27 protein-coding genes are annotated in these 23,424 nt (G+C 54.9%); 8 read left to right on the top strand and 19 right to left on the bottom strand.

What is annotated here, in order from left to right; all coding sequences use genetic code 11:
• The 4 genes from Q3O12_RS09800 to Q3O12_RS09815 all read right to left on the bottom strand — a co-directional run.
• A partial coding sequence (locus tag Q3O12_RS09800) for a hypothetical protein (RefSeq protein ID WP_301670269.1) occupies nucleotides 1-208 on the bottom strand: 208 nt, incomplete at its 3' end.
• 377 nt (nucleotides 209-585) lie between these two features.
• The gene (locus tag Q3O12_RS09805) at nucleotides 586-1,452 is read right to left on the bottom strand and encodes a MetQ/NlpA family ABC transporter substrate-binding protein (RefSeq protein WP_301670270.1); all 867 of its coding nucleotides are present in this window, start codon (nucleotides 1,450-1,452) and stop codon (nucleotides 586-588) included.
• A gap of 158 nt (nucleotides 1,453-1,610) precedes the next feature.
• On the bottom strand, nucleotides 1,611-2,297 hold the full coding sequence (locus Q3O12_RS09810; protein ID WP_301670271.1) for a methionine ABC transporter permease: 687 nt from the start codon (nucleotides 2,295-2,297) through the stop codon (nucleotides 1,611-1,613).
• Nucleotide 2,298: 1 nt separating this feature from the next.
• A complete protein-coding gene (locus Q3O12_RS09815; protein WP_301670272.1) occupies nucleotides 2,299-3,036 on the bottom strand; it encodes a methionine ABC transporter ATP-binding protein in 738 nt (245 codons plus the stop codon).
• 480 nt (nucleotides 3,037-3,516) lie between these two features.
• Here Q3O12_RS09815 and ltgA point away from each other — a divergent pair, with 480 nt between their 5' ends.
• The 4 genes from ltgA to Q3O12_RS09835 all read left to right on the top strand — a co-directional run bounded on the left by ltgA (nucleotide 3,517) and on the right by Q3O12_RS09835 (nucleotide 6,616).
• Entirely contained in the window at nucleotides 3,517-5,364 is a 1,848-nt protein-coding gene (ltgA, locus tag Q3O12_RS09820) for a lytic transglycosylase LtgA (protein WP_301670273.1), read from the top strand.
• 288 nt (nucleotides 5,365-5,652) lie between these two features.
• The gene (gene rpsU / locus Q3O12_RS09825) at nucleotides 5,653-5,865 is read left to right on the top strand and encodes a 30S ribosomal protein S21 (RefSeq protein WP_002214819.1); all 213 of its coding nucleotides are present in this window, start codon (nucleotides 5,653-5,655) and stop codon (nucleotides 5,863-5,865) included.
• A gap of 134 nt (nucleotides 5,866-5,999) precedes the next feature.
• On the top strand, nucleotides 6,000-6,446 hold the full coding sequence (locus Q3O12_RS09830) for a GatB/YqeY domain-containing protein (protein WP_301670285.1): 447 nt from the start codon (nucleotides 6,000-6,002) through the stop codon (nucleotides 6,444-6,446).
• Between the two features lie 20 nt (nucleotides 6,447-6,466).
• Complete coding sequence (locus Q3O12_RS09835; protein ID WP_301670274.1) at nucleotides 6,467-6,616, top strand: hypothetical protein; 150 nt, start codon at nucleotides 6,467-6,469, stop codon at nucleotides 6,614-6,616.
• Nucleotides 6,617-6,644: 28 nt separating this feature from the next.
• On the opposite strand, the gene Q3O12_RS09840 is transcribed toward Q3O12_RS09835, so the two are convergent.
• The 4 genes from Q3O12_RS09840 to rpmE all read right to left on the bottom strand — a co-directional run bounded on the left by Q3O12_RS09840 (nucleotide 6,645) and on the right by rpmE (nucleotide 10,004).
• Nucleotides 6,645-7,037, bottom strand: a complete 393-nt coding sequence (locus tag Q3O12_RS09840; RefSeq protein WP_301670275.1) for a ClpXP protease specificity-enhancing factor — start codon at nucleotides 7,035-7,037, stop codon at nucleotides 6,645-6,647.
• Nucleotides 7,038-7,108: 71 nt separating this feature from the next.
• Nucleotides 7,109-7,714: a glutathione S-transferase N-terminal domain-containing protein gene (locus Q3O12_RS09845; RefSeq protein WP_002214825.1), complete on the bottom strand. Its 606-nt coding sequence runs from the start codon at nucleotides 7,712-7,714 to the stop codon at nucleotides 7,109-7,111.
• Between the two features lie 254 nt (nucleotides 7,715-7,968).
• Entirely contained in the window at nucleotides 7,969-9,645 is a 1,677-nt protein-coding gene (locus Q3O12_RS09850; protein WP_301670276.1) for an ArnT family glycosyltransferase, read from the bottom strand.
• A gap of 143 nt (nucleotides 9,646-9,788) precedes the next feature.
• Nucleotides 9,789-10,004: a 50S ribosomal protein L31 gene (gene rpmE, locus Q3O12_RS09855; RefSeq protein ID WP_003713538.1), complete on the bottom strand. Its 216-nt coding sequence runs from the start codon at nucleotides 10,002-10,004 to the stop codon at nucleotides 9,789-9,791.
• A 135-nt stretch (nucleotides 10,005-10,139) separates the two neighbouring features.
• Here rpmE and Q3O12_RS09860 point away from each other — a divergent pair, with 135 nt between their 5' ends.
• A complete protein-coding gene (locus Q3O12_RS09860; RefSeq protein ID WP_301670277.1) occupies nucleotides 10,140-10,655 on the top strand; it encodes an acyltransferase in 516 nt (171 codons plus the stop codon).
• A 30-nt stretch (nucleotides 10,656-10,685) separates the two neighbouring features.
• On the opposite strand, the gene Q3O12_RS09865 is transcribed toward Q3O12_RS09860, so the two are convergent.
• From Q3O12_RS09865 to Q3O12_RS09905, 9 genes are all read right to left on the bottom strand, one after another.
• Nucleotides 10,686-11,174 (bottom strand): peroxiredoxin family protein, encoded by a 489-nt coding sequence (locus Q3O12_RS09865; RefSeq protein WP_107819154.1) that lies wholly within the window; start codon nucleotides 11,172-11,174, stop codon nucleotides 10,686-10,688.
• Nucleotides 11,171-11,554, bottom strand: coding sequence for an acyl-CoA thioesterase (locus Q3O12_RS09870; RefSeq protein WP_234403391.1), 384 nt, complete (start codon nucleotides 11,552-11,554; stop codon nucleotides 11,171-11,173). The genes Q3O12_RS09865 and Q3O12_RS09870 overlap by 4 nt, the downstream gene beginning before the upstream one ends.
• Complete coding sequence (locus Q3O12_RS09875; RefSeq protein WP_002229974.1) at nucleotides 11,554-11,916, bottom strand: hypothetical protein; 363 nt, start codon at nucleotides 11,914-11,916, stop codon at nucleotides 11,554-11,556. The genes Q3O12_RS09870 and Q3O12_RS09875 overlap by 1 nt, the downstream gene beginning before the upstream one ends.
• 124 nt (nucleotides 11,917-12,040) lie before the next feature.
• The gene (locus tag Q3O12_RS09880; protein WP_301670278.1) at nucleotides 12,041-12,868 is read right to left on the bottom strand and encodes an MlaA family lipoprotein; all 828 of its coding nucleotides are present in this window, start codon (nucleotides 12,866-12,868) and stop codon (nucleotides 12,041-12,043) included.
• Nucleotides 12,865-13,143 (bottom strand): STAS domain-containing protein, encoded by a 279-nt coding sequence (locus Q3O12_RS09885; protein WP_025456702.1) that lies wholly within the window; start codon nucleotides 13,141-13,143, stop codon nucleotides 12,865-12,867. Before Q3O12_RS09885 ends, Q3O12_RS09880 begins: the two co-directional genes overlap by 4 nt.
• A gap of 56 nt (nucleotides 13,144-13,199) precedes the next feature.
• Entirely contained in the window at nucleotides 13,200-13,790 is a 591-nt protein-coding gene (locus Q3O12_RS09890; RefSeq protein WP_301670279.1) for an MlaC/ttg2D family ABC transporter substrate-binding protein, read from the bottom strand.
• 30 nt (nucleotides 13,791-13,820) lie between these two features.
• Entirely contained in the window at nucleotides 13,821-14,315 is a 495-nt protein-coding gene (mlaD, locus tag Q3O12_RS09895; protein ID WP_002219881.1) for an outer membrane lipid asymmetry maintenance protein MlaD, read from the bottom strand.
• A gap of 50 nt (nucleotides 14,316-14,365) precedes the next feature.
• Nucleotides 14,366-15,142 (bottom strand): lipid asymmetry maintenance ABC transporter permease subunit MlaE, encoded by a 777-nt coding sequence (mlaE, locus tag Q3O12_RS09900; protein ID WP_301670280.1) that lies wholly within the window; start codon nucleotides 15,140-15,142, stop codon nucleotides 14,366-14,368.
• 47 nt (nucleotides 15,143-15,189) lie between these two features.
• Entirely contained in the window at nucleotides 15,190-15,990 is an 801-nt protein-coding gene (locus Q3O12_RS09905; protein ID WP_118780542.1) for an ABC transporter ATP-binding protein, read from the bottom strand.
• A gap of 172 nt (nucleotides 15,991-16,162) precedes the next feature.
• Here Q3O12_RS09905 and Q3O12_RS09910 point away from each other — a divergent pair, with 172 nt between their 5' ends.
• Complete coding sequence (locus Q3O12_RS09910; RefSeq protein ID WP_301670281.1) at nucleotides 16,163-17,080, top strand: helix-turn-helix transcriptional regulator; 918 nt, start codon at nucleotides 16,163-16,165, stop codon at nucleotides 17,078-17,080.
• Between the two features lie 107 nt (nucleotides 17,081-17,187).
• A complete protein-coding gene (gene aldA / locus Q3O12_RS09915; RefSeq protein ID WP_301670282.1) occupies nucleotides 17,188-18,630 on the top strand; it encodes an aldehyde dehydrogenase in 1,443 nt (480 codons plus the stop codon).
• 81 nt (nucleotides 18,631-18,711) lie between these two features.
• Here aldA and ppk2 read toward each other — a convergent pair whose 3' ends face one another.
• Entirely contained in the window at nucleotides 18,712-19,641 is a 930-nt protein-coding gene (gene ppk2, locus Q3O12_RS09920; protein ID WP_118787310.1) for a polyphosphate kinase 2, read from the bottom strand.
• Between the two features lie 168 nt (nucleotides 19,642-19,809).
• On the opposite strand from ppk2, the gene Q3O12_RS09925 reads away from it, so the two are divergent.
• On the top strand, nucleotides 19,810-21,591 hold the full coding sequence (locus Q3O12_RS09925; RefSeq protein WP_301670286.1) for a bifunctional chorismate-binding protein/class IV aminotransferase: 1,782 nt from the start codon (nucleotides 19,810-19,812) through the stop codon (nucleotides 21,589-21,591).
• Between the two features lie 60 nt (nucleotides 21,592-21,651).
• Here the strand turns inward: Q3O12_RS09925 and Q3O12_RS09930 are convergent, their stop codons facing one another.
• Nucleotides 21,652-23,169 (bottom strand): surface lipoprotein assembly modifier, encoded by a 1,518-nt coding sequence (locus tag Q3O12_RS09930; RefSeq protein WP_301670283.1) that lies wholly within the window; start codon nucleotides 23,167-23,169, stop codon nucleotides 21,652-21,654.
• Nucleotides 23,170-23,424: the final 255 nt, after the last annotated feature.

Here is a 23,424-nt window from a genome sequence, read left to right on the forward strand (position 1 = left end):
AGATAAAAGATAAAAGATAAAAGATAAAAGATAAAAGATAAAAGATAAAAGATAAAAGATAAAAGATAAAAGTTAATATAGCACCTAGCAATAATGCACCTAGTATTTTTAATTTACTTTTTGTATCTTTCTCTTGCCACGGTTTTTCATCAAAAAGTTCACTAAAAAAATCAAAGACAGTGTGCCAAATAGCTTTCCATAGTTCCATTTTGTTTCTTCAATAAAATAATTCAAAAAATCCCTACGCAGAATTTGCGTAGGGATAAATTTTACAATCCCATTAGGGCGATTGTAACAGGTGAGCGCTAACGAGCGGCAGCAGTATTTGTACACGCGCGAGTGGCAAAATTCCTGTAAATACTTTCAAACCATTTAGATAGCAATTTGCCTAATCGTTTTTTTCCAATTTTTCCAATCAGAATTTGAACAGGAAAACGTTTGTAGAGTAATTTTTGAGTAACTTCAAGAGTTGTTTCAATTCGTTTAGAGCAAATAGCAATTTCATTGATGATTCTAGTAACCATATCAACTACTTCATCGGTAATTTGTTCTGGGATAGCATGAACAGCTCCTTATACGACTGCCTTATTTGGCTGCGCCTTCATTCCATACTGCAGGGTATTTGTAGCCCTCGAAGCGTTTGTGCGCGTAGGCTTTGAACGCGTCGGAGTTGTAGGCTTCGGTTACGTCTTTAAGCCATTGGCTGTCTTTGTCGGCGGTTTTGACGGCAGACCAGTTGACATAGGCAAAGCTCGGTTCTTGGAACAGGGCTTCGGTCAGCTTCATGCCGCTGCTTATGGCGTAGTTGCCGTTGACGACGGCAAAATCCACGTCGGCGCGGCTGCGCGGCAGTTGCGCGGCTTCAAGCTCGACGATTTTGATGTTTTTCGGGTTTTCCGCGATGTCGGCTTTGGATGCGGTCAGCGGATTGATGCCGTCTTTGAGTTTGATCCAACCCAGTTCGTTCAGCATCACCAAGGCGCGTGCGAAGTTGGACGGGTCGTTGGGCGCGGATACGGTGCTGCCGTCTTTGACTTCTTCCAGCGATTTCAGTTTGCCCGGATACAGCCCCAAAGGCGCGGTCGGCACTTGGAAGGCTTCGGTGATGTCCAGATTGTGTTCTTTTTTGAAGTCGTCAAGATAGGGTTTGTGTTGGAAGACGTTGATGTCCAATTCGCCCTCCGCCAGCGCGAGATTCGGGCGCACATAGTCGGTAAATTCAACCAGTTTGACGGTGTAGCCTTTTTTCTCCAACTCAGGTTGGATTTGCTCTTTGACCATATCGCCGAAGTCGCCGACGGTCGTGCCGAAGACGATTTCTTTTTTCGCCGCGCCGTTGTCGGCAGAAGGAGCGGCGGCAGAGGCTGCGGGCGCGCTGTCTTTTTGACCGCCGCAGGCGGCGAGGATGAGCGCGAGTGCGGCGGCGGAAAGGGTTTTGAAGAAGGTTTTCATATTTTCTCCTGATGTTGTGGCGGTTTCAAACAAAAATGACGGGCAGGAAACCCTGCCGTCCGGATTCGGCGTTCAGACGGCATTTGCCGTGAGAAGTGGGATTTTATAGCATTTTTGGGATAGCGGTGGAGGTTTTGGCGTTCAGACGGCATTCGGGTTTAACGTTTGTCGAGTTTCCGCGCCAACGCGTTGCCGGTGCTTTGAATCAGGATGACCAGCAACACGAGGAGGGCGACGATGAAGACGATGACTTCGGTTTGGTAGCGGTAGTAGCCGTAGCGGATGGCGAGGTCGCCCAAGCCGCCGCCGCCTATCATGCCTGCCGCCGCGCTGTATGACAAAAGCCCGATGGCAAGCACAGTAATGCTGGAAACCATGCCCGCGCGCGCTTCGTTTAAGAGGACTTTGCGGACGATGGCAACCGGAGGCGCACCCATCGCGGCGGCGGCTTCAATCACGCCTTTGGGGACTTCGCGCAGGTTTTGTTCCACCAAACGGGCGAAGTAAAACAATCCTGACACGCTCAACACCAGCGAGGCGGCAACCGGACCGATGGTGCTGCCGACGATGGCGCGGGTGACGGGTATCATCGCAATCATCAAAATGACGAAGGGGAAGGCGCGCATGAGGTTGACGAGGTTGTCAAGCAGGAAATTTACCGGCTTGTTGTAATGCAGTTGGCGGCTGGAGGTTACGAAGAGCAACACGCCCAGCAGCGTGCCGAAAACGACGGCGAATGTGGTGGACAAGCCGACCATCACGAAGGTTTCGCCCAAGGCGCGGACGATTTCGCCTTTCATACCGATGATGTTGGAAACAGCTTGTTGGAAGGTCTGGTCTGCCATTTCAGTCCTCTCTGATGAGTTCGCGCCCGATTTCCGATTGGGCGTGGATTTGGTTGCCGCGTACTTCGACGATTTCGACGACTTTGCCTTTGTCCAAGAGGGCGGCGCGGTCGCACAGTCGTCTGATGACGCTCATTTCGTGGGTTACGATGACGATGGTTACGTTGAAGCGTTTGTTGATGTCTTCCAAACATTCCAAGACGCTGCGCGTGGTGGCGGGATCGAGGGCGGAAGTGGGTTCGTCGGCGAGGATGACTTGCGGCTTGGGCGCGAGCGCGCGGGCGATGCCGACACGCTGTTTCTGCCCGCCGGAGAGTTGGGCGGGGTAGTGGCCGGCGCGTTCGGTCAGTCCGACGATTTCGAGGCATTCGGCAACGCGCGCTTTGATTTTTTCAGACGGCCATCCGGCGATTTCCAATGGGAAGGCGACGTTGCCGGCGACGGTGCGGTTGTTCAACAGGTTGAACTGCTGGAACACCATACCGATATTTTGCCGCGCCCGGCGCAATGCGGCGGCATCGAGCGCGGTCAGCTCTTGTCCACAGACGTTGACCTTGCCGCTGTCGGGACGTTCCAACAGGTTAATCAGTCGCAACAGGGTGGATTTGCCCGCGCCGGAATAGCCCATCAGCCCGAAGATTTCGCCGTCGCGGATTTCGAGGCTGGTCGGCTCGACGGCGGCAAAACGGGTCTTGTCGCGCGTTTGGTAATGCTTGGAAACCTTGTCCAAAATAATCATTGTCTTTCCCATAAAACAAAGCCCGATGTCAGACACAACGGGCACGGAAGATAAAGCTGAAATTGTCGGAACGCTTTAGCTGTTATGCCCGCAAGCTGTGTCAAATCGGCAGGTTAATTTTCGTAGGATATTATCGGGAAAGCGTTTTTTTGTCAATAAAGTAGGAAGCGGGCAACCATTTCGGACAATGCCGTCTGAAACGGGCAAAGGCAGCGGTTCGCACCCAAACGGCAAATAATTGAAAAATATATAGTGGATTAACAAAAATCAGGACAAGGCGACGAAGCCACAGACAGTACAGATAGTACGGCAAGGCGAGGCAACGCTGTACTGGTTTAAATTTAATCCACTATAAATTATGTCGGAAACATTCCAAAGGCGGTGCAGTTTCGGCATATAATTCGGGCAAACGCCTGTTCAGACGGCATTTTGTCTTTTCCAACCCTGACCGTTCAGGGTTCCGATTCTTAAGGAAATCCGATGTACCTACCCTCTATGAAGCATTCCCTGCCGCTGCTGGCGGCCCTGGTGCTTGCCGCGTGTTCTTCGACAAACGCGCCCGGCGGCAAGACCCCGGCAGACAATATAGAAACTGCCGGTCTTTCGGCAAGCGTTCCCACCCGCCCTGCCGAACCCGAAGGAAAAACGCTGGCAGATTACGGCAGCTACCCGTCCGCACTGGATGCAGTGAAACAGAAAAACGATGCGGCAGTCGCCGCCTATTTGGAAAACGCCGGCGACAGCGCGATGGCGGAAAATGTCCGCAACGAGTGGCTGAAGTCTTTGGGCGCACGCAAACAGTGGACGCTGTTTGCACAGGAATATGCCAAACTCAAACCTGAAGGGCGCGCCCAAGAAGTCGAATGCTACGCCGATTCGAACCGCAACGACTATACGCGTACCGCCGAACTGGTCAAAAATACGGGCAAACTGCCTTCGGGCTGCACCAAACTGTTGGAACAGGCAGCCGCATCCGGCTTGTTGGACGGCAACAATGCCTGGAGGCGCGTGCGCGGACTGTTGGCCAACAGCCAAACCACAGACGCACGCAACCTTGCCGCCGCATTGGGCAGCTCGTTTGACGGCAGCACACAAGGTTCGCGCGAATACGCCCTGTTGAACGTCATCGGCAAAGAGGCGCGTAAATCGCCGAATGCCGCCGCCCTGCTGTCCGAAATGGAAAGCGGTTTAAGCCCCGAACAACGCAGTTTCGCGTGGGGCGTATTGGGGCATTATCAGTCGCAAAGCCTCAATGTGCCTGCCGCCTTGGACTATTACGGCAAAGTTTCCGACCGCCGCCAACTGACCGACGACCAAATCGAATGGTACGCCCGCGCCGCCTTGCGCGCCCGACGTTGGGACGAGCTGGCCTCCGTTATCTCGCATATGCCCGAAAAACTGCAAAAAAGCCCGACCTGGCTCTACTGGCTGGCACGCAGCCGCGCCGCAACGGGCAACACGCAAGAGGCGGAAAAACTCTACAAACAGGCGGCAGCGACAGGCAGGAATTTTTATGCCGTACTGGCAGGGGAAGAGTTGGGGCGCAAAATCGATACGCGCAACAATGTACCTGATGCCGACACAAACAGCGTCCTCCGTATGGCGGAAGACGGCGCAGTCAAACGCGCGCTGGTGCTATTCCAAAACAGCCGAACCACCGGCGATGCGAAAATGCGCCGTCAGGCTCAGGCGGAATGGCGTTTTGCCACACGCGGCTTCGACGAAGACAAGCTGCTGACCGCCGCGCAAACCGCGTTCGACCACGGTTTTTACGATATGGCGGTCAACAGCGCGGAACGCACCGACCGCAAACTCAACTACACATTGCGCTATATTTCGCCGTTTAAAGACACGGTAATCCGCCACGCGCAAAATGTTAATGTCGATCCGGCGTGGGTTTACGGTCTGATTCGTCAAGAAAGCCGTTTCGTCATGGGCGCGCAATCCGGCGTAGGCGCGCAGGGGCTGATGCAGGTTATGCCTGCCACCGCGCGCGAAATCGCCGGCAAAATCGGTATGGATGCCGCACAACTTTACACCGCCGACGGTAATATCCGTATGGGGACGTGGTATATGGCGGACACCAAACGCCGCCTGCAAAACAACGAAGTTCTCGCCACCGCAGGCTATAACGCCGGCCCCGGAAGGGCGCGCCGATGGCAGGCGGATATCCCCCTTGAGGGTGCGGTATATGCCGAAACCATCCCGTTTTCCGAAACGCGCGACTATGTCAAAAAAGTAATGACCAATGCCGCCTACTACGCCAGCCTCTTCGGCGCGCCGCACATCCCGCTCAAACAGCGTATGGGCATTGTTCCCGCCCGCTGACGTACCGATGCCGTCTGAAACCCGCCCGGTCTTTCAGACGGCATTTTTATCCCGAACGGCATTGACGGCGAACCATAAATATAAGACAATCCGAAAATTGTTTTTCCTGCTTTTTCAAGCAGCTTGACACGGCACAAGCCGACCCGTTAGGAGGTGATGTTTCCGTCACGGCGCGTATCCCGCCGCCGCAAGGCACAGCGATACGGTAAACCTTCAACACCGTCTGCCCTACCCTTTCCACCGATATGATGGGCAGATGAAACAACCGAATTTATTAAAGGAAATAAAATGCCTGCAATCCGCGTAAAAGAGAATGAACCATTTGAAGTCGCTATGCGCCGTTTCAAACGCGCCGTAGAAAAAACCGGCCTGCTGACCGAGCTGCGCGCCCGCGAAGCCTACGAAAAACCGACTACCGAACGCAAACGCAAAAAAGCGGCAGCCGTAAAACGCCTGCAAAAACGCCTGCGCAGCCAACAACTGCCGCCCAAAATGTACTAAACATCCAAGCAGTACAGATTACAGGTCAGCCCTGTGATATGAGGACACACCGCAAGACCTGCTCTGCGGTGTGTTTTGCTTTTCAGACGGCATCGAAACCCGCCGTTTCCATCCGACATCCCAGCGAGGACATCATGAGCCTGAAAATCCGCCTTACCGAAGACATGAAAACCGCGATGCGCGCCAAAGACCAAGTTTCCCTCGGCACCATCCGCCTCATCAATGCCGCCGTCAAACAGTTTGAAGTGGACGAACGCACCGAAGCCGACGATGCCAAAATCACCGCCATCCTGACCAAAATGGTCAAACAGCGCAAAGACAGCGCGAAAATCTACACTGAAGCCGGCCGTCAGGATTTGGCAGACAAAGAAAACGCCGAAATCGACGTACTGCACCGCTACCTTCCCCAAATGCTCTCCGCCGGAGAAATCCGTACTGCGGTCGATGCCGCCGTTGCCGAAACCGGCGCGGCAGGTATGGCGGATATGGGCAAAGTGATGGGGCTGTTGAAAACCCGACTTTCCGGCAAAGCCGATATGGGCGAAGTCAACAAAATCCTGAAAGCCGTACTAACCGCCTGATTGCCCGAATATCGGACAAAATGCCGTCTGAACCCCATATCGTAGGTTCAGACGGCATTTTCAATATCCCAATATCGAATCGGCAGGGGCAACACAGTTTCGATGCACCGAAACGGGTTTTGCCGATAAACGGATTCCGTTTGCGCCCCATCGGACAAAATGCCATCTGAAACACGATTCCGTTCAGACGGCATAGATTTATTTGACCAATTTCAAGCCTTTTTTGGCCGGTCGGGGCGCGGTTTCGGCAGAAGTGTTTTCAGGCGGCGTATCGGGGCGGTACTCCTCCAATTCAAACCCCATACTTTCGCCGGTCTCCCGTGCGAAAAGGCTGAGGACGTGTCCGACAGGTATCCATATGTCGTGCGCCTGTCCGCCGAAGCGGGCGGAAAAATTGATCCAATCGTTGTCGATTTGAAGGTTTTGCGTAGCGATCGCGCCGATGTTGAGCATAATTTCGTTGTCGCGGACGTACTGCATGGGAACGCGCGTGTGTTCGTTGACCCAGACAAGAATGTGCGGCGTGAGGCTGTTGTCGCTGCACCATTCGCAAAGTGCGCGGAGGATGTAGGGTTTGGTGGAAGTGGGCATAATGGGTTCCGTGTGGTGTGCCTGAATGTGAAAATGCTTGCAAAACGGCGGGTTTTGCAAGCATTCCGAGCTTATTTGCGCATGGCTTTTTCGGCGGGTGTCAGTGCTTCGATAAAGGCTTCGCGCTGGAAGATGCGCTCGGCGTATTTGAGCAGCGGCGCGGCACTTTTGCCCAGTTTGACATCGTAGTGGTCGAGCCGCCACAGCAGCGGGGCAAGGGCGACATCAATCATAGAAAAATCTTCGCCGAGGATGTATTTGCTTTTGCTGAACGAAGGGGCAAGCATGGTTAGACCGTTGCCGATGGCTTCGCGCGCTTTTGCCTGTTCCTTGTTGGTGGCGGCGGGGTTTTCCAAAACTTGGACGTGGTTGAACAATTCTTTTTCCATACGGTACAGCACCAGCCGCCCCCGACCGCGCATAACGGGATCGCCGGGCATAAGCTGCGGATGGGGGAAGCGTTCGTCAATGTATTCGTTGATGATGTTGGACTCGTGCAGCACCAAATCGCGCTCGACCAGCACGGGGACTTGGTTGTACGGGTTCATGACGGCGAGGTCTTCGGGCTTGTTGTAAATATCGACGTCTTTGATTTCAAAATCCATACCTTTTTCGTACAAAACGAAGCGGCAGCGGTGGCTGAAGGGGCAGGTAATGCCGGAATAGAGGGTCATCATAATAATTGTCGCTCCTGTGTGATGCCTGCAAAACGGCTGATTTATAGTGGATTAACAAAAACCAGTACGGCGTTGCCTCGCCTTAGCTCAAAGAGAACGATTCTCTAAGGTGCTGAAGCACCAAGTGAATCGGTTCCGTACTATCTGTACTGTCTGCGGCTTCGTCGCCTTGTCCTGATTTTTGTTAATCCACTATATAAAGGTTTAATCGCGCAATTGTACGCGATTTCCGGCACTTAATCCAGAAATTCGGCTCAATCTGTTGTTTTTAATATATTTTCCCCGATTTTCCGTATCAATGCGAACTTACTGTCTTTGTTGCGCGGGCGCGCACCCTGCCAAACCGTCTGCCAGCCTTGCGGCGCATCCGCGTTTTGGGGCAGGTGGACGATGCGGTAGCGGCATTGTACATCGCCGACGCGGTGCGGCAATGTGCCGTACTGCGTCCAAACAATCCGCGTGTGCAGGTCGCCGCTGCCTATGCCGATACACTCGATGCCGTCTGAAAGCTCCCGTTTTAATTCCGGGGAAAGCGATGCCTCCATACTCCGGACGACGGGCGCGTGGCTTTTCGCCGCGTCCAGCCACGGCAGGAACAACGTCATCAGCAAAGCCCAGGTCAGGGTAACGCCTGCCGCCCAGTTGGTAACCGCCTGCCTGCCGCGTATGTTTTTGCGGGTAATCGCCCACAGCCACAAGGGTGTGAACAGTACGGCAACCGCCATCGGAATGGGATCGATGTCGGGAACGTAATACGGGCTGAAATAGGCGGCGCGTTCGGCAAGCTTGGCGGGCCAGCCGTAATTCATGGCGAAAAAGCCCGTCCACAGGAACACGGCAAACAGTCCGAACGCCATAATGCCGAACCAGTTGACAAACGCCGCCGCGCCGCGCCTCAGGCTGTCCAGTTGCGCCGCGCCGAACAGGGCAAGCGGCGGCAGCAACCAAACGAGGTTGTCCTGAAAACGCTGCGGATTGGCGGCAAGCAGCACCAAAACGGCAAGCATCCACACAACGCCCAAAATCCCCCAATCGGTTGAAAACAGGCGCGTGCGGCAAACCGTCCAAACCGCCAACGGCAGCGCGGGCAGTGCGAACCAAAGCAGGTTTTTCAGATAGTAAAACAAACTGAATGCCGTCTGAATGTGCCGCACGCCGCCGAACGTACCGAAAACGTGATAGTCGAGCCATTGCGCGAACAGCGCGGGCTGCGTTTTTGCCAACAGCAGGGGATAGACGGTCATAAGCGGCAGGGCAAAGGCAAGCGAGGCGACTGCCGTCAACATCAAACGCCTGCTTTGCCACGGACGGAAAAACATCAGCACGGGCAGGGGCAGCATCAGGGCAAATGCTGCCGGATAAGCTGCCGCCAGCGACATCAGCGTCCAGCCCGTACCGAGCAGGAAAGAGGCGGCAATCACGCGCCGGCGTGCCAGCGAGTAGCCGTGCAGCACCAGTCCGGCGGCGGCAAAGGCGGCGGCAGCGGGATTGAGGAAATGGGCAACCGGAATCAGCCCGATACAGCCGATAAGAATCAGGACGACGCTGCGCCCGTGGTGTCTGCCCAAAAAGTTGAAACCGGCAAAGCCGCAGGAAGTCAGTCCGACAACGGCGAAAAACACGCCTGCAAAGCGTGCGGCATCATACGGGTCGGCAGCCCACGGCGACAGCAAATGTTTGAACGCGGCGGCAACCCAAAGATACACGGGCGGTATGCCGAAATCAGTTTGACCGAACAGATGGGCAACCAAGGGGGTGGGGCTGCCTGCCAGTGCTTCGACGGCGGTATAGACGGCAGGTTCGGCAGGATTCCACAAATCGTGGGAAAACACGCCGGGCCACAGCCAGGCAAACGCCATCAACAGCAGCAGCCACGGTTTTTCGTGGGTTTTGGCGGGCGGGCGGGCATCAGGCGGGGTATAGGTCAGCATAAGCGTGAGAAGAAATGGACGGATTGCCAAGTGTAGCAAATATTCGCACAAAGGTCGTGCAGAGACTGCTTCAGACGGCATCAGACATAAAAAGACCGGCAACAAAAAAGACTGCACGGGGCAGTCTTTTTGCAAATCGGCTATCAGCGTTTGAACAGGTTACCGAATTTGTTGTTGAATTTGTCCACGCGACCGGTGGTATCGACGATTTTTTGGGTGCCGGTATAGAACGGGTGGCACAGGGAGCAAACCTCGATGTTGAAGTTTTCTTTTTCCATCGCGGATTTAGTTACAAATTTGTTGCCGCAAGAGCAGGTAACGTTAACTTCGTGGTAGTTCGGGTGAATACCTTGTTTCATTTGATTTCCTTTCAAAAAAGCGGGCATAGGGGATGTACCTATGCTTCAGACAAGCTCGGCATTCTCGCTATTTTCTGTTGTTTCGTCAAGAGGATATTCGATAAAATGCAAAAAGGTTACTCTGAAGGAAGTTTTATGAGGGTGAAGTTTTTTTCCCTGCTGCTGCGCTTTGCCGGTTCCCTATTGCCGCCGTCTCATATGCGCGGCATCGGCATCATCGGCAAAAGCGTACGCATATTTCTGGCACGGCGGGTTTCTCCGCATATCGGACGCGGGGTCAATATCGAACGCGGTGCCTATGTGTTTCCGGATACGGTTTTGGGCGATGGTTCCGGTATCGGGGTAAACTGTGAAATCTGCCGTGGGCTGGTGGTTGGCAAAAATGTGATGATGGGGCCGGAATGCCTGTTCTATTCGACCAACCACAAGTTTGACCGTGAAAACAAACGCTTTGAGGGCTACACGGAAATCCGTCCGATTACGTTGGAGGACGATGTCTGGCTGGGGCGCAGGGTAATTGTGATGGCGGGCGTAACCGTCGGACGCGGTTCGGTCGTGGGCGCAGGCGCGGTGGTTACAAAAGACATTCCGCCCTACTCTTTGGCGGCAGGCAATCCGGCAGTGGTGAAAAAGAATCTGCTGGATGATTAAATGCCGTCTGAAAGCATGAATGCAAACGCGCTATTGTGCCAGCGCGGTATCGATTTCTTGGTAGAGTTTGCCGAAATCGGGTTCGCCGACATAAGTTTTGAGAATTTCTCCTTTTTTGCCGATAAGGACGGAAGTTGGATAAACCTGTGTGCCGAACGCCTGTCCGACGGCTTTATCCGCATCATACATGACGGCAAACGGCAAACCGTAGTCTTTGACATATTGGCGGACGCTTTCTATCGGATCGATGGGCTGGGCAACGGCGAGGACTTGGAAATCTTTATTTTTGTAGTCGTTTGCCGTTTTGATGACTTTGGGCATTTCGCTCACACAACCCGGACAGGAGGGAAACCAAAAATTAATCAGGGTTACTTTGCCTTGCAGGTCGGCGTTGGAAACGGTTTTTCCGTGCAGGTCGGGCAGGGAGAAGGCGGGCGCGGTTTTGCTGTCGGGGGTGAGGACGATGGCAAGGAGGATGCCGATCAGTGCGACGGCGGCGGCGGTGAGTATTTTTTTCATTCGGACAAGGCTTCCAATGCGCGGGCAAGGGTGGCGGGCAGGCTGACGGTGCGTTGTGTGGCGGCGTGGACGGGCATCAGGGTGATGTCGGCTTCTGCGGCGGTTTTGCCGTTTGGCAGTGTAATCTTCTGGGTCAGCACAATGCGGCGCGTACCCGGGGTTTTCAGACGGCATGAAAACTGCAATACGTCGCCTTCGACGGCGGGACGGCTGTATCGGATGTCGATGCGGGCGACAATCAGTATGAGGCCTGCCAACTCGTGCAGCAGTCCGCGCTCCTCGAAAAACGCCCAGCGCGCTTCCTCGAGGAATTCGAGGTAGCGCGCATTGTTGACATGGCCGTAGCCGTCGAGATGGTAATTGCGGACGGTCAGCTTCATCAGTTCAAGTTAATGGGTTGGAAGGCTTCGCGGGCAAGCGGTTCGTGTTCGAGGTCGGTGATGACGGTAGAAAGCTGGATGTCGAACCATTCGTTGAAAATGTCGGCATCGAGCGCAGGCCACTCGCGTTCGTCTTCGCACCAGTCGGCAAGTTCGGCGGCAAAAATATCTTCAAAACGCGCCTCGATTTCATCCCATACTTCGTCGGCAGTTTCGCACGGGCGGACAAGGTAGGAATTGGCATCGGCTTGGATGTCTTCGAGGGTCAGCCCGTCGAGGTGGTTGCCCGGCAGGGTTTGCAGCCAGTTCCAGAAGGGTTCGAGTGGAATGAGGACGAATACGCTGCGGTTGACTTCGTACATGGTTTTTCCTTTGCTGTCGCGCGGTATGCGCAAAAAAGGGATTATAGCCCAATCTGTGGTTTCGGACTGTCCGTTCCGACGAAAGGGAATGCCGTCCGAACACGGATTTTCAGACGGCATGGCTTTAGGGTTGTGTTCCAGGTTGCGTTTCGGCTTCCCCTGCTGCTTCTGCCTGTGTTTCGGATACGGAATCTTCGTGAACGGCAGTTTCCGCCGCTCCGGTTTCGGCACTTTCGACCAATTCGTCGATGTCGATGTTATCTTCCGTACCTTCGGCAGGTGTTGCACCGGTCTGCCGCGCACGGACTTTCATATAGAGGTCGCGCGTGTAGCTGTATTTGTCGATGGCGGCTTCGTCCAGACTGTCGGTCAAATCGAGCAGGCCTTCGCGCGTACTGACGGCGGAGGCGGCAGCCGTGCCCCAACGCCCGGCAGGGGTGCGGAAGACGATATTCTTGGGCGGGTAAACGGAGGTAATGCCCGTGCCGAGCGCGTCGCGGACGGTGGACGGCCCTAAGACGGGCAGCACAAAATAATTGCTGTTTTTCCATCCCCACGAGGCAAACGTGTCGCCCAAGGTGTTTTTATTGTCGGGAACGCCGCCAGCGCCGGCGATGTCGATGAGCCCGCCCAAACCGAAAGTGGTATTGATGCCGACACGGACAAGGTCTTCGCTTGCGCGTTTGATGTCCAAGCGCAAGATATTGCTGCCGAAGCTGACCACGTCGCGCAGATTGTTAAAAAAATTGGACACGCCGGCGCGGACGGGTTTCGGCGCAACTTTGCGGTAGCCGCGCGCGGCAGGGGCAAAAATGTAGCGGTCGGCCCGGTCGTTAAACCTGCTGACGGCGCGGTTGTAGCCTTCATACGGGTCGGCGGGGCGGGTTTCTGCAAATGCAGGGGCGGAAGCGAACCCGATCAGCAGGAGGGCGGCGTAGGCGGTTTTTTTCATGATTTCAACCAGTCTTTGATTTCGTACAGTTCGGACAGCGCGCGCACGGATTCGGGAATGCCGGTCAGCCTGACGCTGCCTTTGCAGCCGCGCAGCACTTCGAGCAGCAGCGACACGCAGGCGGAATCGGCACGTTTGACACCGCCGAAATCGACGGCAATGGTTTCTTTCAGACGGCATTGTTGCCGGAAACGCTCAAATGCGTCCCTAGTCAGGGTTTTGACAGTGATGTCGCCGCCGATGTGCAGTGTTCCGTTGTTGAGTTCTGTATGCATAGTGTTCGGTAGGAAAAAATCCATGCCGCCTTCAGACTGGCGGCATGGCTTATGGATTACTTGCTGCCGTTTTTGGCTTTCAACTCGGCAATCAGTCCGTCCACGCCTTTCGCCTTGATGATTTCGCCGAATTGGTTGCGGTACACGGTAACCAGGCTCGCGCCTTCGATGGCGACGTTGTAGGCACGGTATTTACCGCCGCTTTGGTAGGTGGTGAAGTCCATATTGACGGGCTTCTGACCGGGGATGCCGACTTCGGCGCGGACGACGATTTCCTTGCCGCCTTTATTGACGATGGGATTGTCTTTGACGTTGACGGTCGCGTTTTTGAATTTCAGCATCGTGCCGGAATAAGTGCGGATCAGCAGGGTTTGAAATTCTTTGGCCAACGCTTGTTTTTGCGCGTCAGACGCGGTGCGCCAAGGGTTGCCGACCGCCAATGCGGTCATGCGTTGGAAATCGAAATAAGGGGTCGCATAAGCTTCGGCTTTTTGGCGGGCAGTGCCTGCATCGCCGTTTTTTAAGATGCTCAATACTTGAGTGGCGTTTTGACGGATTTGGTTTACTGCGTCGGCAGGGGCGGCAACCGCCATGCCGATGCTCAAAATACCGATGCCCAATGCGCTGATGAAGGAGGATTTTTTCATGATGTCTTTCCTGAAAGTGGATGTGTATGTTTATTCTGCGGCTTTTTCCGCATTGCCGCCGTCAGCATTTTTCTCGGCAAAACTCGTCATGAATTTGCCGATCAGGTTTTCCAGAACCATTGCAGAACTGGTTACGGAGATGGTGTCGCCTGCGGCAAGGTTTTCCGTGTCGCCGCCCTGCTGCAGCCCGATGTACTGCTCGCCCAAAAGTCCCGAAGTCAGGATTTGCGCGGAAACGTCGCTGCTGAACTGATACTTGCCGTCCAAATCGAGGCGCACCCTCGCCTGATAGGATTTCGGGTCAAGCCCGATAGCGCCGACGCGCCCGACCAATACGCCTGCGGATTTGACGGGGGCATTGACCTTCAAACCGCCGATGTCGCCGAAATCGGCATAAACGGCGTAAGTTTTGTCCGAACCGCCGAACGCCGCGCCGCCCGCCACGCGGAAAGCGAGAAAGGCAACCGCCGCCGCGCCGATCAGGACGAACAGTCCGACCCAAAATTCCAATATGTTCTTTTTCATTAAAGTTCCTTGAATATCCGATGTTCCGCGTTTCGTCTTCAGACGGCCCGTCAATCTGTAAACATCCACGCGGTCAATATAAAATCGACCGCCAAAATCGTCAGGGCGGACGAAACCACCGTGCGCGTGCTGGCGCGCAAAATGCCTTCCGAAGTCGGGACGCAATGGAAGCCCTGATGCACGGCAATCAGCGTTACCGCCACGCCGAACGCGGCGGATTTGATCAGACCGTTGATTACATCGTAATGTATCGTGATGTTGTTCTGCATTTGCGACCAGAAAATGCCGCTGTCCAAGCCCAGCCAGCTCACTCCGACCAGATACGCGCCGAAAATGCCCGCCACGTTGAAAATCGAAGCCAAAAGCGGCATGGAAAACACGCCTGCCCAAAAGCGCGGCGCAACCACGCGGGCGACGGGGTTGACCGCCATCACGTTCATCGCTTCGAGCTGTTCGGTCGTTTTCATCAGACCGATTTCGCTGGTCATCGCACCGCCCGCGCTGCTGGCAAACAGAATCGCCGCCAACACTGGACCCAGTTCGCGCAACAGCGAAGCCGCAACCATATAGCCCAAAATATCGGCGGATTTGAATTTCGACAACTGCGTATAACCCTGCAAACCCAAAACCATACCGACGAACAGCCCCGAAACGGCAACAATCAGCACCGACAACACACCGGCAAAATACACTTGGCGCACGCTCAGGCGCGGACGGGCGAAAACCGTACCGGACTTCGCCAGAATGTTCAGCAGAAACAGCGTAATACTGCCGAGGGATTGAATAAGGCCGAGGGTTTTCGCCCCGACAGAACGGATAAAGTTCATAAATTTCTATGTGTAAGGTTCAACGGTTTCAGACGGCACCGGCTCGTTTACCCGAGCAAATCCTGCTGCAACGACGTTTGCGCCGGATAGCGGTATGCCACAGGGCCGTCTGCCAAGCCGCCGACAAACTGGCGCACCCAAGGCGAATCCAGTTCGCGCATTTCCTGCGGTGAGCCGGAAAACATAATTTCGCCGTGCGCCAAAAAAATCACCTGATCGACGATTTCCAAAGATTTTTCAATGTCGTGCGTTACCATAACGCTGGTCGAACGCAAAGCCTTGTTGACGCGGCTGATCAAGTGGGCAATCACGCCCAAGGAAATCGGGTCGAGGCCGGTAAACGGTTCGTCGTACAACATAATTTCGGGGTCGAGCGCGATTGTGCGTGCCAGCGCGACGCGGCGCGACATCCCGCCGGACAACTCGGACGGCATCAGGTTTTCCACGCCGCGCAGCCCGACCGCGTTCAATTTCAACAAAACCAAATCTCGAATCACCGCTTCCGGCAGTTGCGTCAGTTCGCGCATCGGAAAAGCGATATTGTCGAATACCGACAAATCGGTAAACAGCGCGCCGTGTTGGAACAACACGCCCATACGGCGGCGGTGTTCGTAGAGTTCGTCAGCCGAAAAGCCCGCCAAATCCCGTCCTTCAATCAAAACCTGCCCGGACTGCGGACGAATCTGACCCGTAATCAGACGCATCAGCGTGGTTTTGCCGCTGCCCGAACCGCCCATCACGGCGGCAAAATTGCCTTGCGGAATGCTGAAATTGATGTCGTTCAGAATCGGGCGGTCGCCATACGCGAAGGCAACGTCTTTCATTTCGATAAAGGGGGATGGGCTCATGTACGGGCGGCCGGTAGGTTTGACGGCGTGTATTTTAAGGCTTATCGGGAAGACGGGCAATTTTCAGACGGCATCCGGGCGGCAGGTGTTGTGAAAATGCCGTTGTCGGCGGCGGATTGTTTGCTGTGGCGAAAAATGTTATCTTTCAAATGATAACCTTTATCAGAAAACTATGGAAAAAGCAGAACATTTGAACAGCAGCCGGTTCGTCAATCTGGTCAAAAGCGGCGGCGGCAGCTATGTGGAGGGCGGCTACCGCTTCGACATCCTGTCCAACGGCCTTTCCATACATGGCGGTACGGTAACGGCACGGTGCGATTTTTGCAGCAGCCGCCTCGCCGAACCTTATGTGTCGTTCGTACTTTTGCTGGAAGGCTCTTTGGACTTCGGCATCAACCGCCGCCGTTTTCAAATCGATGCGGACTGCGGCAAGATCGTTCTGATTGCTGTCGGGGAAGAGGTCCTGTTCAGCCGCTATCTTTATCGCGGCGGCAAAACGGTCAAAATGACCATTAAAGGTATGGAACAATGGCTGCTGCGTCCGGAATACGCGCGTTTCGCACCCCTGCTTTACCGCGAGCCGGTCAGGATATGGGATTTGCCCCCAAACCTGCGCGGCTTGGCGGCATCCTGCCTACAAGCCGTCCCAAGGGGGCATTTGGGCGAAACATTGCGCCGCGAGGCGGACGTTTTACGGCTGCTGTCGGATTTGTGGGACACGGTTTCAGACGGCATCGGACCGACGGCGGGGCAAACGGCGGAAGCAGACGCTATGCCGTCTGAAGACTTCAGCCGCACCCTGAATGCCGCGTTCGACGGCGGCGCACACCAAGTCAACCGGCTGACAGACGCGCTGAACATCAGCGAAAGGACGTTGCAACGCCGTATGCGCGGCCATTTCGGCATTACGGCAAGCGAGTGGCTGCACCACAAACAAATGCAGCACGCGCTCTACCTGTTGCAAAACGGGGGTAAAAGCGTGGGCGAAACCGCGTATTTGTGCGGCTACCGCCACGTTTCCAGCTTTACCCAGGCATTCAGGCAATATTTCGGCAGCACGCCGGCGGAAACCAAAAAAGAAAACCGCTAAGCCGCATTTGATTTGAAACCCGAAATCCGCGTGTAAAGAAACTTGTACGGCAATTTATTTGGGAATAAACTAAAACTACATCCGACTACAAAACTGGAGAACCCGAAATGAAACAATTGGCCATGTATATCAACGGTCGCTTTGAAAACGACTTCGACGGCGAATGGCGCGACGTATTGAACCCGTCCACCGAAGAAACCATCGCCCGCGAACCCAAAGGCGGCAGGGCGGACGTTGACCGCGCCGTAGCGGCGGCGCGTGCGGCGCAACCGGCATGGGAGCGGCTGCCTGCGGTCGAACGCGGCGCGTATTTGCGCAAAATCGCCCAAGGCATACGCGGACGCGCCGACGAGCTGACCGACACCATCGTTGCCGAAGGCGGCAAAACCAAAGACTTGGCGCGCGTGGAAGTGATGTTCACTGCCGACTATCTCGATTACCAAGCCGAATGGGCACGCCGTTACGAAGGCGAAATCATCCAAAGCGACCGCCCGCGCGAAAATATTTTATTGTTCAAACGTCCGCTGGGCGTGATTGCCGGCATTTTGCCGTGGAACTTCCCCTTCTTCCTGATTGCCCGCAAAATGGGCCCCGCTTTGGTAACGGGCAACACCATCGTCGTCAAACCCAGCAGCGTAACCCCGATCAACTGCCACATCTTCGCCGAAATCGTCGATGCGGTCGGATTGCCCGCAGGCGTGTTCAACGTAGTGAACGGCCCTGGCGCGGAAATCGGCAATGCCTTGTCCGCCCATCCGCAAGTCGATATGGTCAGCCTGACCGGCTCCGTCGAAGCAGGCCGCCAAGTGATGGAAGCCGCTTCCGCCAACATCACCAAAGTTTCGCTGGAACTCGGCGGTAAAGCGCCTGCCATCGTTTTGAAAGACGCGGATTTAGACTTGGCGGTAAAATCCATCTTGGCTTCGCGCGTCGGCAACACCGGTCAAATCTGCAACTGCGCCGAGCGCGTCTATGTCCACAGCAGCCTGAAAGACGCGTTTATCGAAAAAATGACCGCCGCGATGAAAGGCGTGCGCTACGGCAACCCTGCCGAAGCCGAAGCCGGCGCGCTGGAAATGGGCCCGCTGATTGAAGAGCGCGCCGTCAAAGCCGTTGCCGAAAAAGTGGAACGGGCAGTCAAACAAGGTGCGAAACTGGTTTGCGGCGGCAAACGCGCCGAAGGACGCGGCTATTTCTTCGAGCCGACCCTGCTGACCGACACCGACAACAGTATGGACATTATGAAAGAAGAAACCTTCGGCCCCGTTCTGCCTGTTTCCGCTTTCGACACGCTCGACCAAGTCATCGCACTGGCTAACGATTGCGAGTTTGGTCTGACCAGTTCTGTTTATACGACTAATTTAAACGAAGCCTTCTACGTTACCCGCCGCCTGCAATTCGGCGAAACCTACATCAACCGCGAAAACTTTGAAGCCATGCAAGGCTTCCACGCAGGCTGGAAAAAATCCGGTATCGGCGGCGCGGACGGCAAACACGGTTTGGAAGAATATCTGCAAACCCAAGTCGTTTATCTGGAAACCGACATTTAATGCCGCTTTGAAACCCCGATAGAAAATGCCGTCTGAACCCGATTTCAAGTTCAGACGGCATTTTTATTGCTTCACCGGTAATCAGTCATGACCGAGGTCGATGTTTTTGTCTTTGTAGCGCGTATCGGGGACGAGGACGATTTTTTCATCCACTTTGCCGATGGCTTTCACGTCTTTGCCCGGGTAGTCCAACTGGTGCAGGAAGTAGCGGATACAGTTCAAACGGGCGCGTTTTTTGTCGTCGGAACGGATGATGACCCAAGGCGCGTCGCCGGTATGGGTGTGGAAGAACATGGCGTTTTTCGCTTCGGTGTAGTCGTCCCAGCGGTCGAGCGACTGGATGTCCACGGGGGAGAGTTTCCAGTGTTTCAGGGGGTCGTCGCGGCGGGAGATGAAGCGGCGCAGTTGTTCTTCGCGGGATACGGAGAACCAGAATTTAAACAGATGGATGCCGCTGGCGACGAGCATACGTTCCAATTCGGGGGTTTGGCGCATAAAGAGCATATATTCGTTGGGTTCGCAAAAGCCCATCACGCGCTCCACGCCGGCGCGGTTGTACCACGAACGGTCGAAGAAAACCATTTCGCCCGCAGTCGGCAGGTTTTGGATGTAGCGTTGGAAATACCATTGTCCGCGTTCGGTAGTGGTCGGTTTTTCCAAAGCAACCACGCGCGCGCCGCGCGGGTTTAAATGTTCCATAAAGCGTTTGATGGTGCCGCCCTTGCCTGCCGCGTCGCGGCCTTCAAACAGGCTGACGATGCGCTGGCCGGAATCTTTAACCCAGCTTTGCACTTTCAGCAACTCGATTTGCAGTTTGGCTTTTTCGGCTTCGTAGGCGGCGCGGCGCATACGTTTGCGGTAGGGGTAGTTTTCGGGCAGCGGGGCTGTGCCGGAATCTTCGGCAGAACCTTTGCCTTCATGTTCCAAAACAGCTTTTTCAAATACTTGGAGCTGATCTTGCTTTTCGCCCAATTCCACACTTTCAAACGGTTGCAGCTGGTGGTCTGTCATAAAGGTCTCCTTATTGTATTTCAGGTTGAAAATCGAAATTTGTTTTCATAATTTTACACCTTGTTGCACGCATCCTCTACATAAAATTACATTTTGCCGATATTTGCCGAATCGTCTGAAAATATGTGTAAAAAGAGCGTATAATCAAAACATTTGCCTCTGATTGCCATGCCTTATTTCGCCCTGTTTGACGATGCCGTAAGCGGCCGCGCAAAACGCTACCAAAATCATATAGAAAGCCGTTTTTTCCGTCCTGAAGAACTCGATGCTTTGGACGGCGTGCTGCAAAAGGGCTGGCAAAAAGGGTTGCATTCGGTGTTGTTTGCAGACTACGGATTCGGTTTGCCGCTGATGGGGGTTGAATCCGAACGCGGCGGCAATCTTGCCCTGCACTGGTTTGCCGACTGCGTCGACACCGATGCCGAAAGCTGGCTTGCCCAAAATTCAGACGGCATCCCCGCCGGTATTTCCACGCCGCAATCCTCCGTATCCGAAACCGAATACCTCGACCGCATCCGCCAAATCCACGAAGCCATCCGGCGCGGCGACACCTATCAAATCAACTACACCACCCGCCTGCACCTGCAAGCCTACGGCAATCCCGTCAGCCTCTACCGCCGCCTGCGCCAACCCGTCCCCTATGCCGTCTTGTCCCACCTGCCCGATGCACAAGGGCAATCCGCGTGGACGCTGTGTTTTTCGCCCGAACTCTTCCTCAAAATCGCTTCAGACGGCATCGTCGCCACCGAGCCGATGAAAGGCACCGCGCCGATTTTGGACGACGGGCAAGACGAACGCCGCGCCGCCGAGTTGCAAAACGACCCGAAAAACCGCGCCGAAAACGTGATGATTGTCGATTTGCTGCGTAACGACCTCGGCAAAATCGCCCGAACCGGCAAAGTATGCGTGCCAGAGCCGTTTAAAGTATCGCGTTTCGGCAGCGTCTGGCAGATGACCAGCACCATCCAAGCCCAAGCCCTGCCGCACATTACCGCCGCCGACATCCTCCGCGCCGCCTTTCCCTGCGGCAGCATCACCGGTGCGCCCAAAAAAATGAGTATGCAGATTATCGAATCGCTCGAAACCGAACCGCGCGGGCTTTATACGGGCAGCATCGGCTATTTGAACCCGTGTTCCGGCGGCTTGGGGTTTGAAGGCACGTTCAACGTCGTCATCCGCACCCTGTCGCTCACACCGCTTTCAGACGGCATCTATCAAGGCATATACGGTGTCGGTTCCGGCATCGTCATCGACAGCGACCCCGCCGCCGAATATCGGGAATGCGGCTGGAAAGCCCGTTTCCTCAACGAATTGCGCCCCGATTTCGGCATTTTTGAAACCCTGCGCGTCGAAAACGGACGCTGCGCCCTGCTCGACCGCCACCTATGCCGTCTGAACACCGCCGCACGCGCCCTCAACCTGCCCCTGCCCGACGGCTGCGAAAATCAAATCAAACAATACATTGCCGACTTGCCCGACGGCGCGTTCCGCGTCAAAGCCCTGCTCGCTTCAGACGGCATCAGCCTGTCCCACGCCGTTTTAAACCATTTGGCTGACAAACAACGCGTCATCATTTCGCCCGCCGTCCTGCCCGCACAAAACTACCTGCGCCGCTTCAAAACCACTCACCGCTCCCTCTTCGACCAAGCGTGGCAAACCGCCGAAACACAAGGCGCGTTCGACAGCCTGTTTTTCAACTCGGACGGCATTCTGCTCGAAGGCGGCAGAAGCAACGTGTTCGTCAAACATCGCGGACAGTGGCTCACACCCTCTTTAGATTTAGACATTTTAAACGGCATAATGCGCCAAGCCGTATTGGACGAACCGCAAAAATATTTGCACACAAATCAAGTGATCGAAACACACATCACACAAAAAACACTGCAAGAAGCCGAAGAAATCCGCCTCTCCAACGCCTTGCGCGGCGTATTTGCCGCCGTCCTTGCCTGAACACGCAAAAATGCCGTCCGAACCTGTTTCCACAAGGTTCAGACGGCATTATCCCACCATTCAAAACCGCCAATCCGCCGACACAAACACCTCGCTGTTGCGACGTTTCGCATACGGCACATTACTTTCCGTCCTGCCGAAACGATAATTCAACGCGGGCACGATACCTTTGTACGACAACTTGTCGTGGCTCAAAGCCAGCGAGACATTCCATTCGCGGTTGCGTTGCGCCTCTGTCGAGAAAGCCGCAACGCCCTTATAGTTGCGGCGGGCATAAGATGCGGAAACCCGACTGTTCAAACCGCCCAACTGCCGCCACTCCTGCGCCCAGCCGGCATAAACACCGTTGCGCCGGTAGGCGGCATTATTGACCGCGCCGCCCACCGTTTCACGTTTCGGCACAAACCGCACAAACTGCCAGCCGCCGAACACAGTTGCCGATTCGCCCAAACGTTTTGCCGACGAAACATAAAACCCGTCCTGCCGACCGTTATTGTATTCCGCCCTATCCTGTTCGCGGTAGCGTTGGCGGTAATGTTCCAGCGCGACCGAAAATTGCCATCCCGGGTTTGGGCGGTAAGTATGGGACAGCTGCACGCCGACTCCGTGCGCCAGCATATACGGCGGCAGGCGGCGGTTGTTTACCCGTTTTGTTTTCGCATCAAAGCCGTCGCTGCCCGACAACTGCACCTGATAAAACGGCAAAATCCCCACCGTCTGCCGCGCATTTTTATACTGCCATCCCAAATACGCCCTGCCGAACCCGTCATCATAAGCCGATTTTTTACTGAAATAATAGCTTGTGCCGCTGATATTGGAACGGAACAACAAATAATGATTGTCCGCCAACGCCGTCAGCTTTTCCGCCTCGATTTCATAATTCAAGCCTGTCGCCCGCTCCGCCCGGCTGACACTGCATATCTGACTGCCTCCGTCTTGCCGGCAATATTGCGGCGCGGCATTATTGGCGTTTTGATTGACCGCCGGGCTGATACCGCCCGAAAAACGCCAGCCCGTCAGCCCCTCCGCTTTTTTCCGAAAACGCCCCACATTTTCCAAAACCGGTGCCGGCAAATCCAATTTTGCCGCCTCCGCAAAATGCCTTTCTGCCGACTTCAGCCGGAAATCGTCAAACTCCGCCGCCGCCAAATCCAGCAAAATCCGCTCGTCTGCCGCATTTTCCCTGTGCAGTTCCCGATACCGCGCCACCGCCTCCGCCGGCCTTCCCGCTAATTTCGCCAGCAAAGCCCGCGCCCTGCCGTACAAAACCGCGTCATAATCCGGCAGCTTGGCATACAAATCCGCCAACGAAGCGATTAAATCCGCCTGATTGCCGTTGAGCGCGTCGCGCAAACTATGTTCCAACATTTTCGGATGCGCCAACAAAAAATCCCCATCAACCACACGCGGGGCATCATTTTCAACTTTCCAATCCGATTCCGCCCACTTATCCGACACCGACCGCTGCACCTGCAACAATGCCTTGTCATCCAAAATCGCGGGCGCATCCGCCCCATAGGCGGCAGAAACACCTGCCGCACACCAAACAACCAAAAAGCCGTATCTGAAATACAACATACCCTGTCATTTACCTTTCCGGCAAACATGCCGCCGAAACACGTCAAACCATCCGAAAAACAGGCAGAAAACCGTGAAAACCGGTTTTGCACCGGCCCACAAAACAGTTGACATCATATAACATTTAAACTGATAATCAAAACTATTATTAACACATCATCAAGATTGAGTATGCGATGAAATACAAAGCCCTGTCCTTACTGCCGCTTGCCGCCGCCCTTGCCGCCTGTGCCGGGGGGGGGGGGGGGCCGAAAC

This window comes from Neisseria benedictiae (assembly GCF_958267435.1).
GTDB classification, from domain to species: domain Bacteria; phylum Pseudomonadota; class Gammaproteobacteria; order Burkholderiales; family Neisseriaceae; genus Neisseria; species Neisseria bergeri.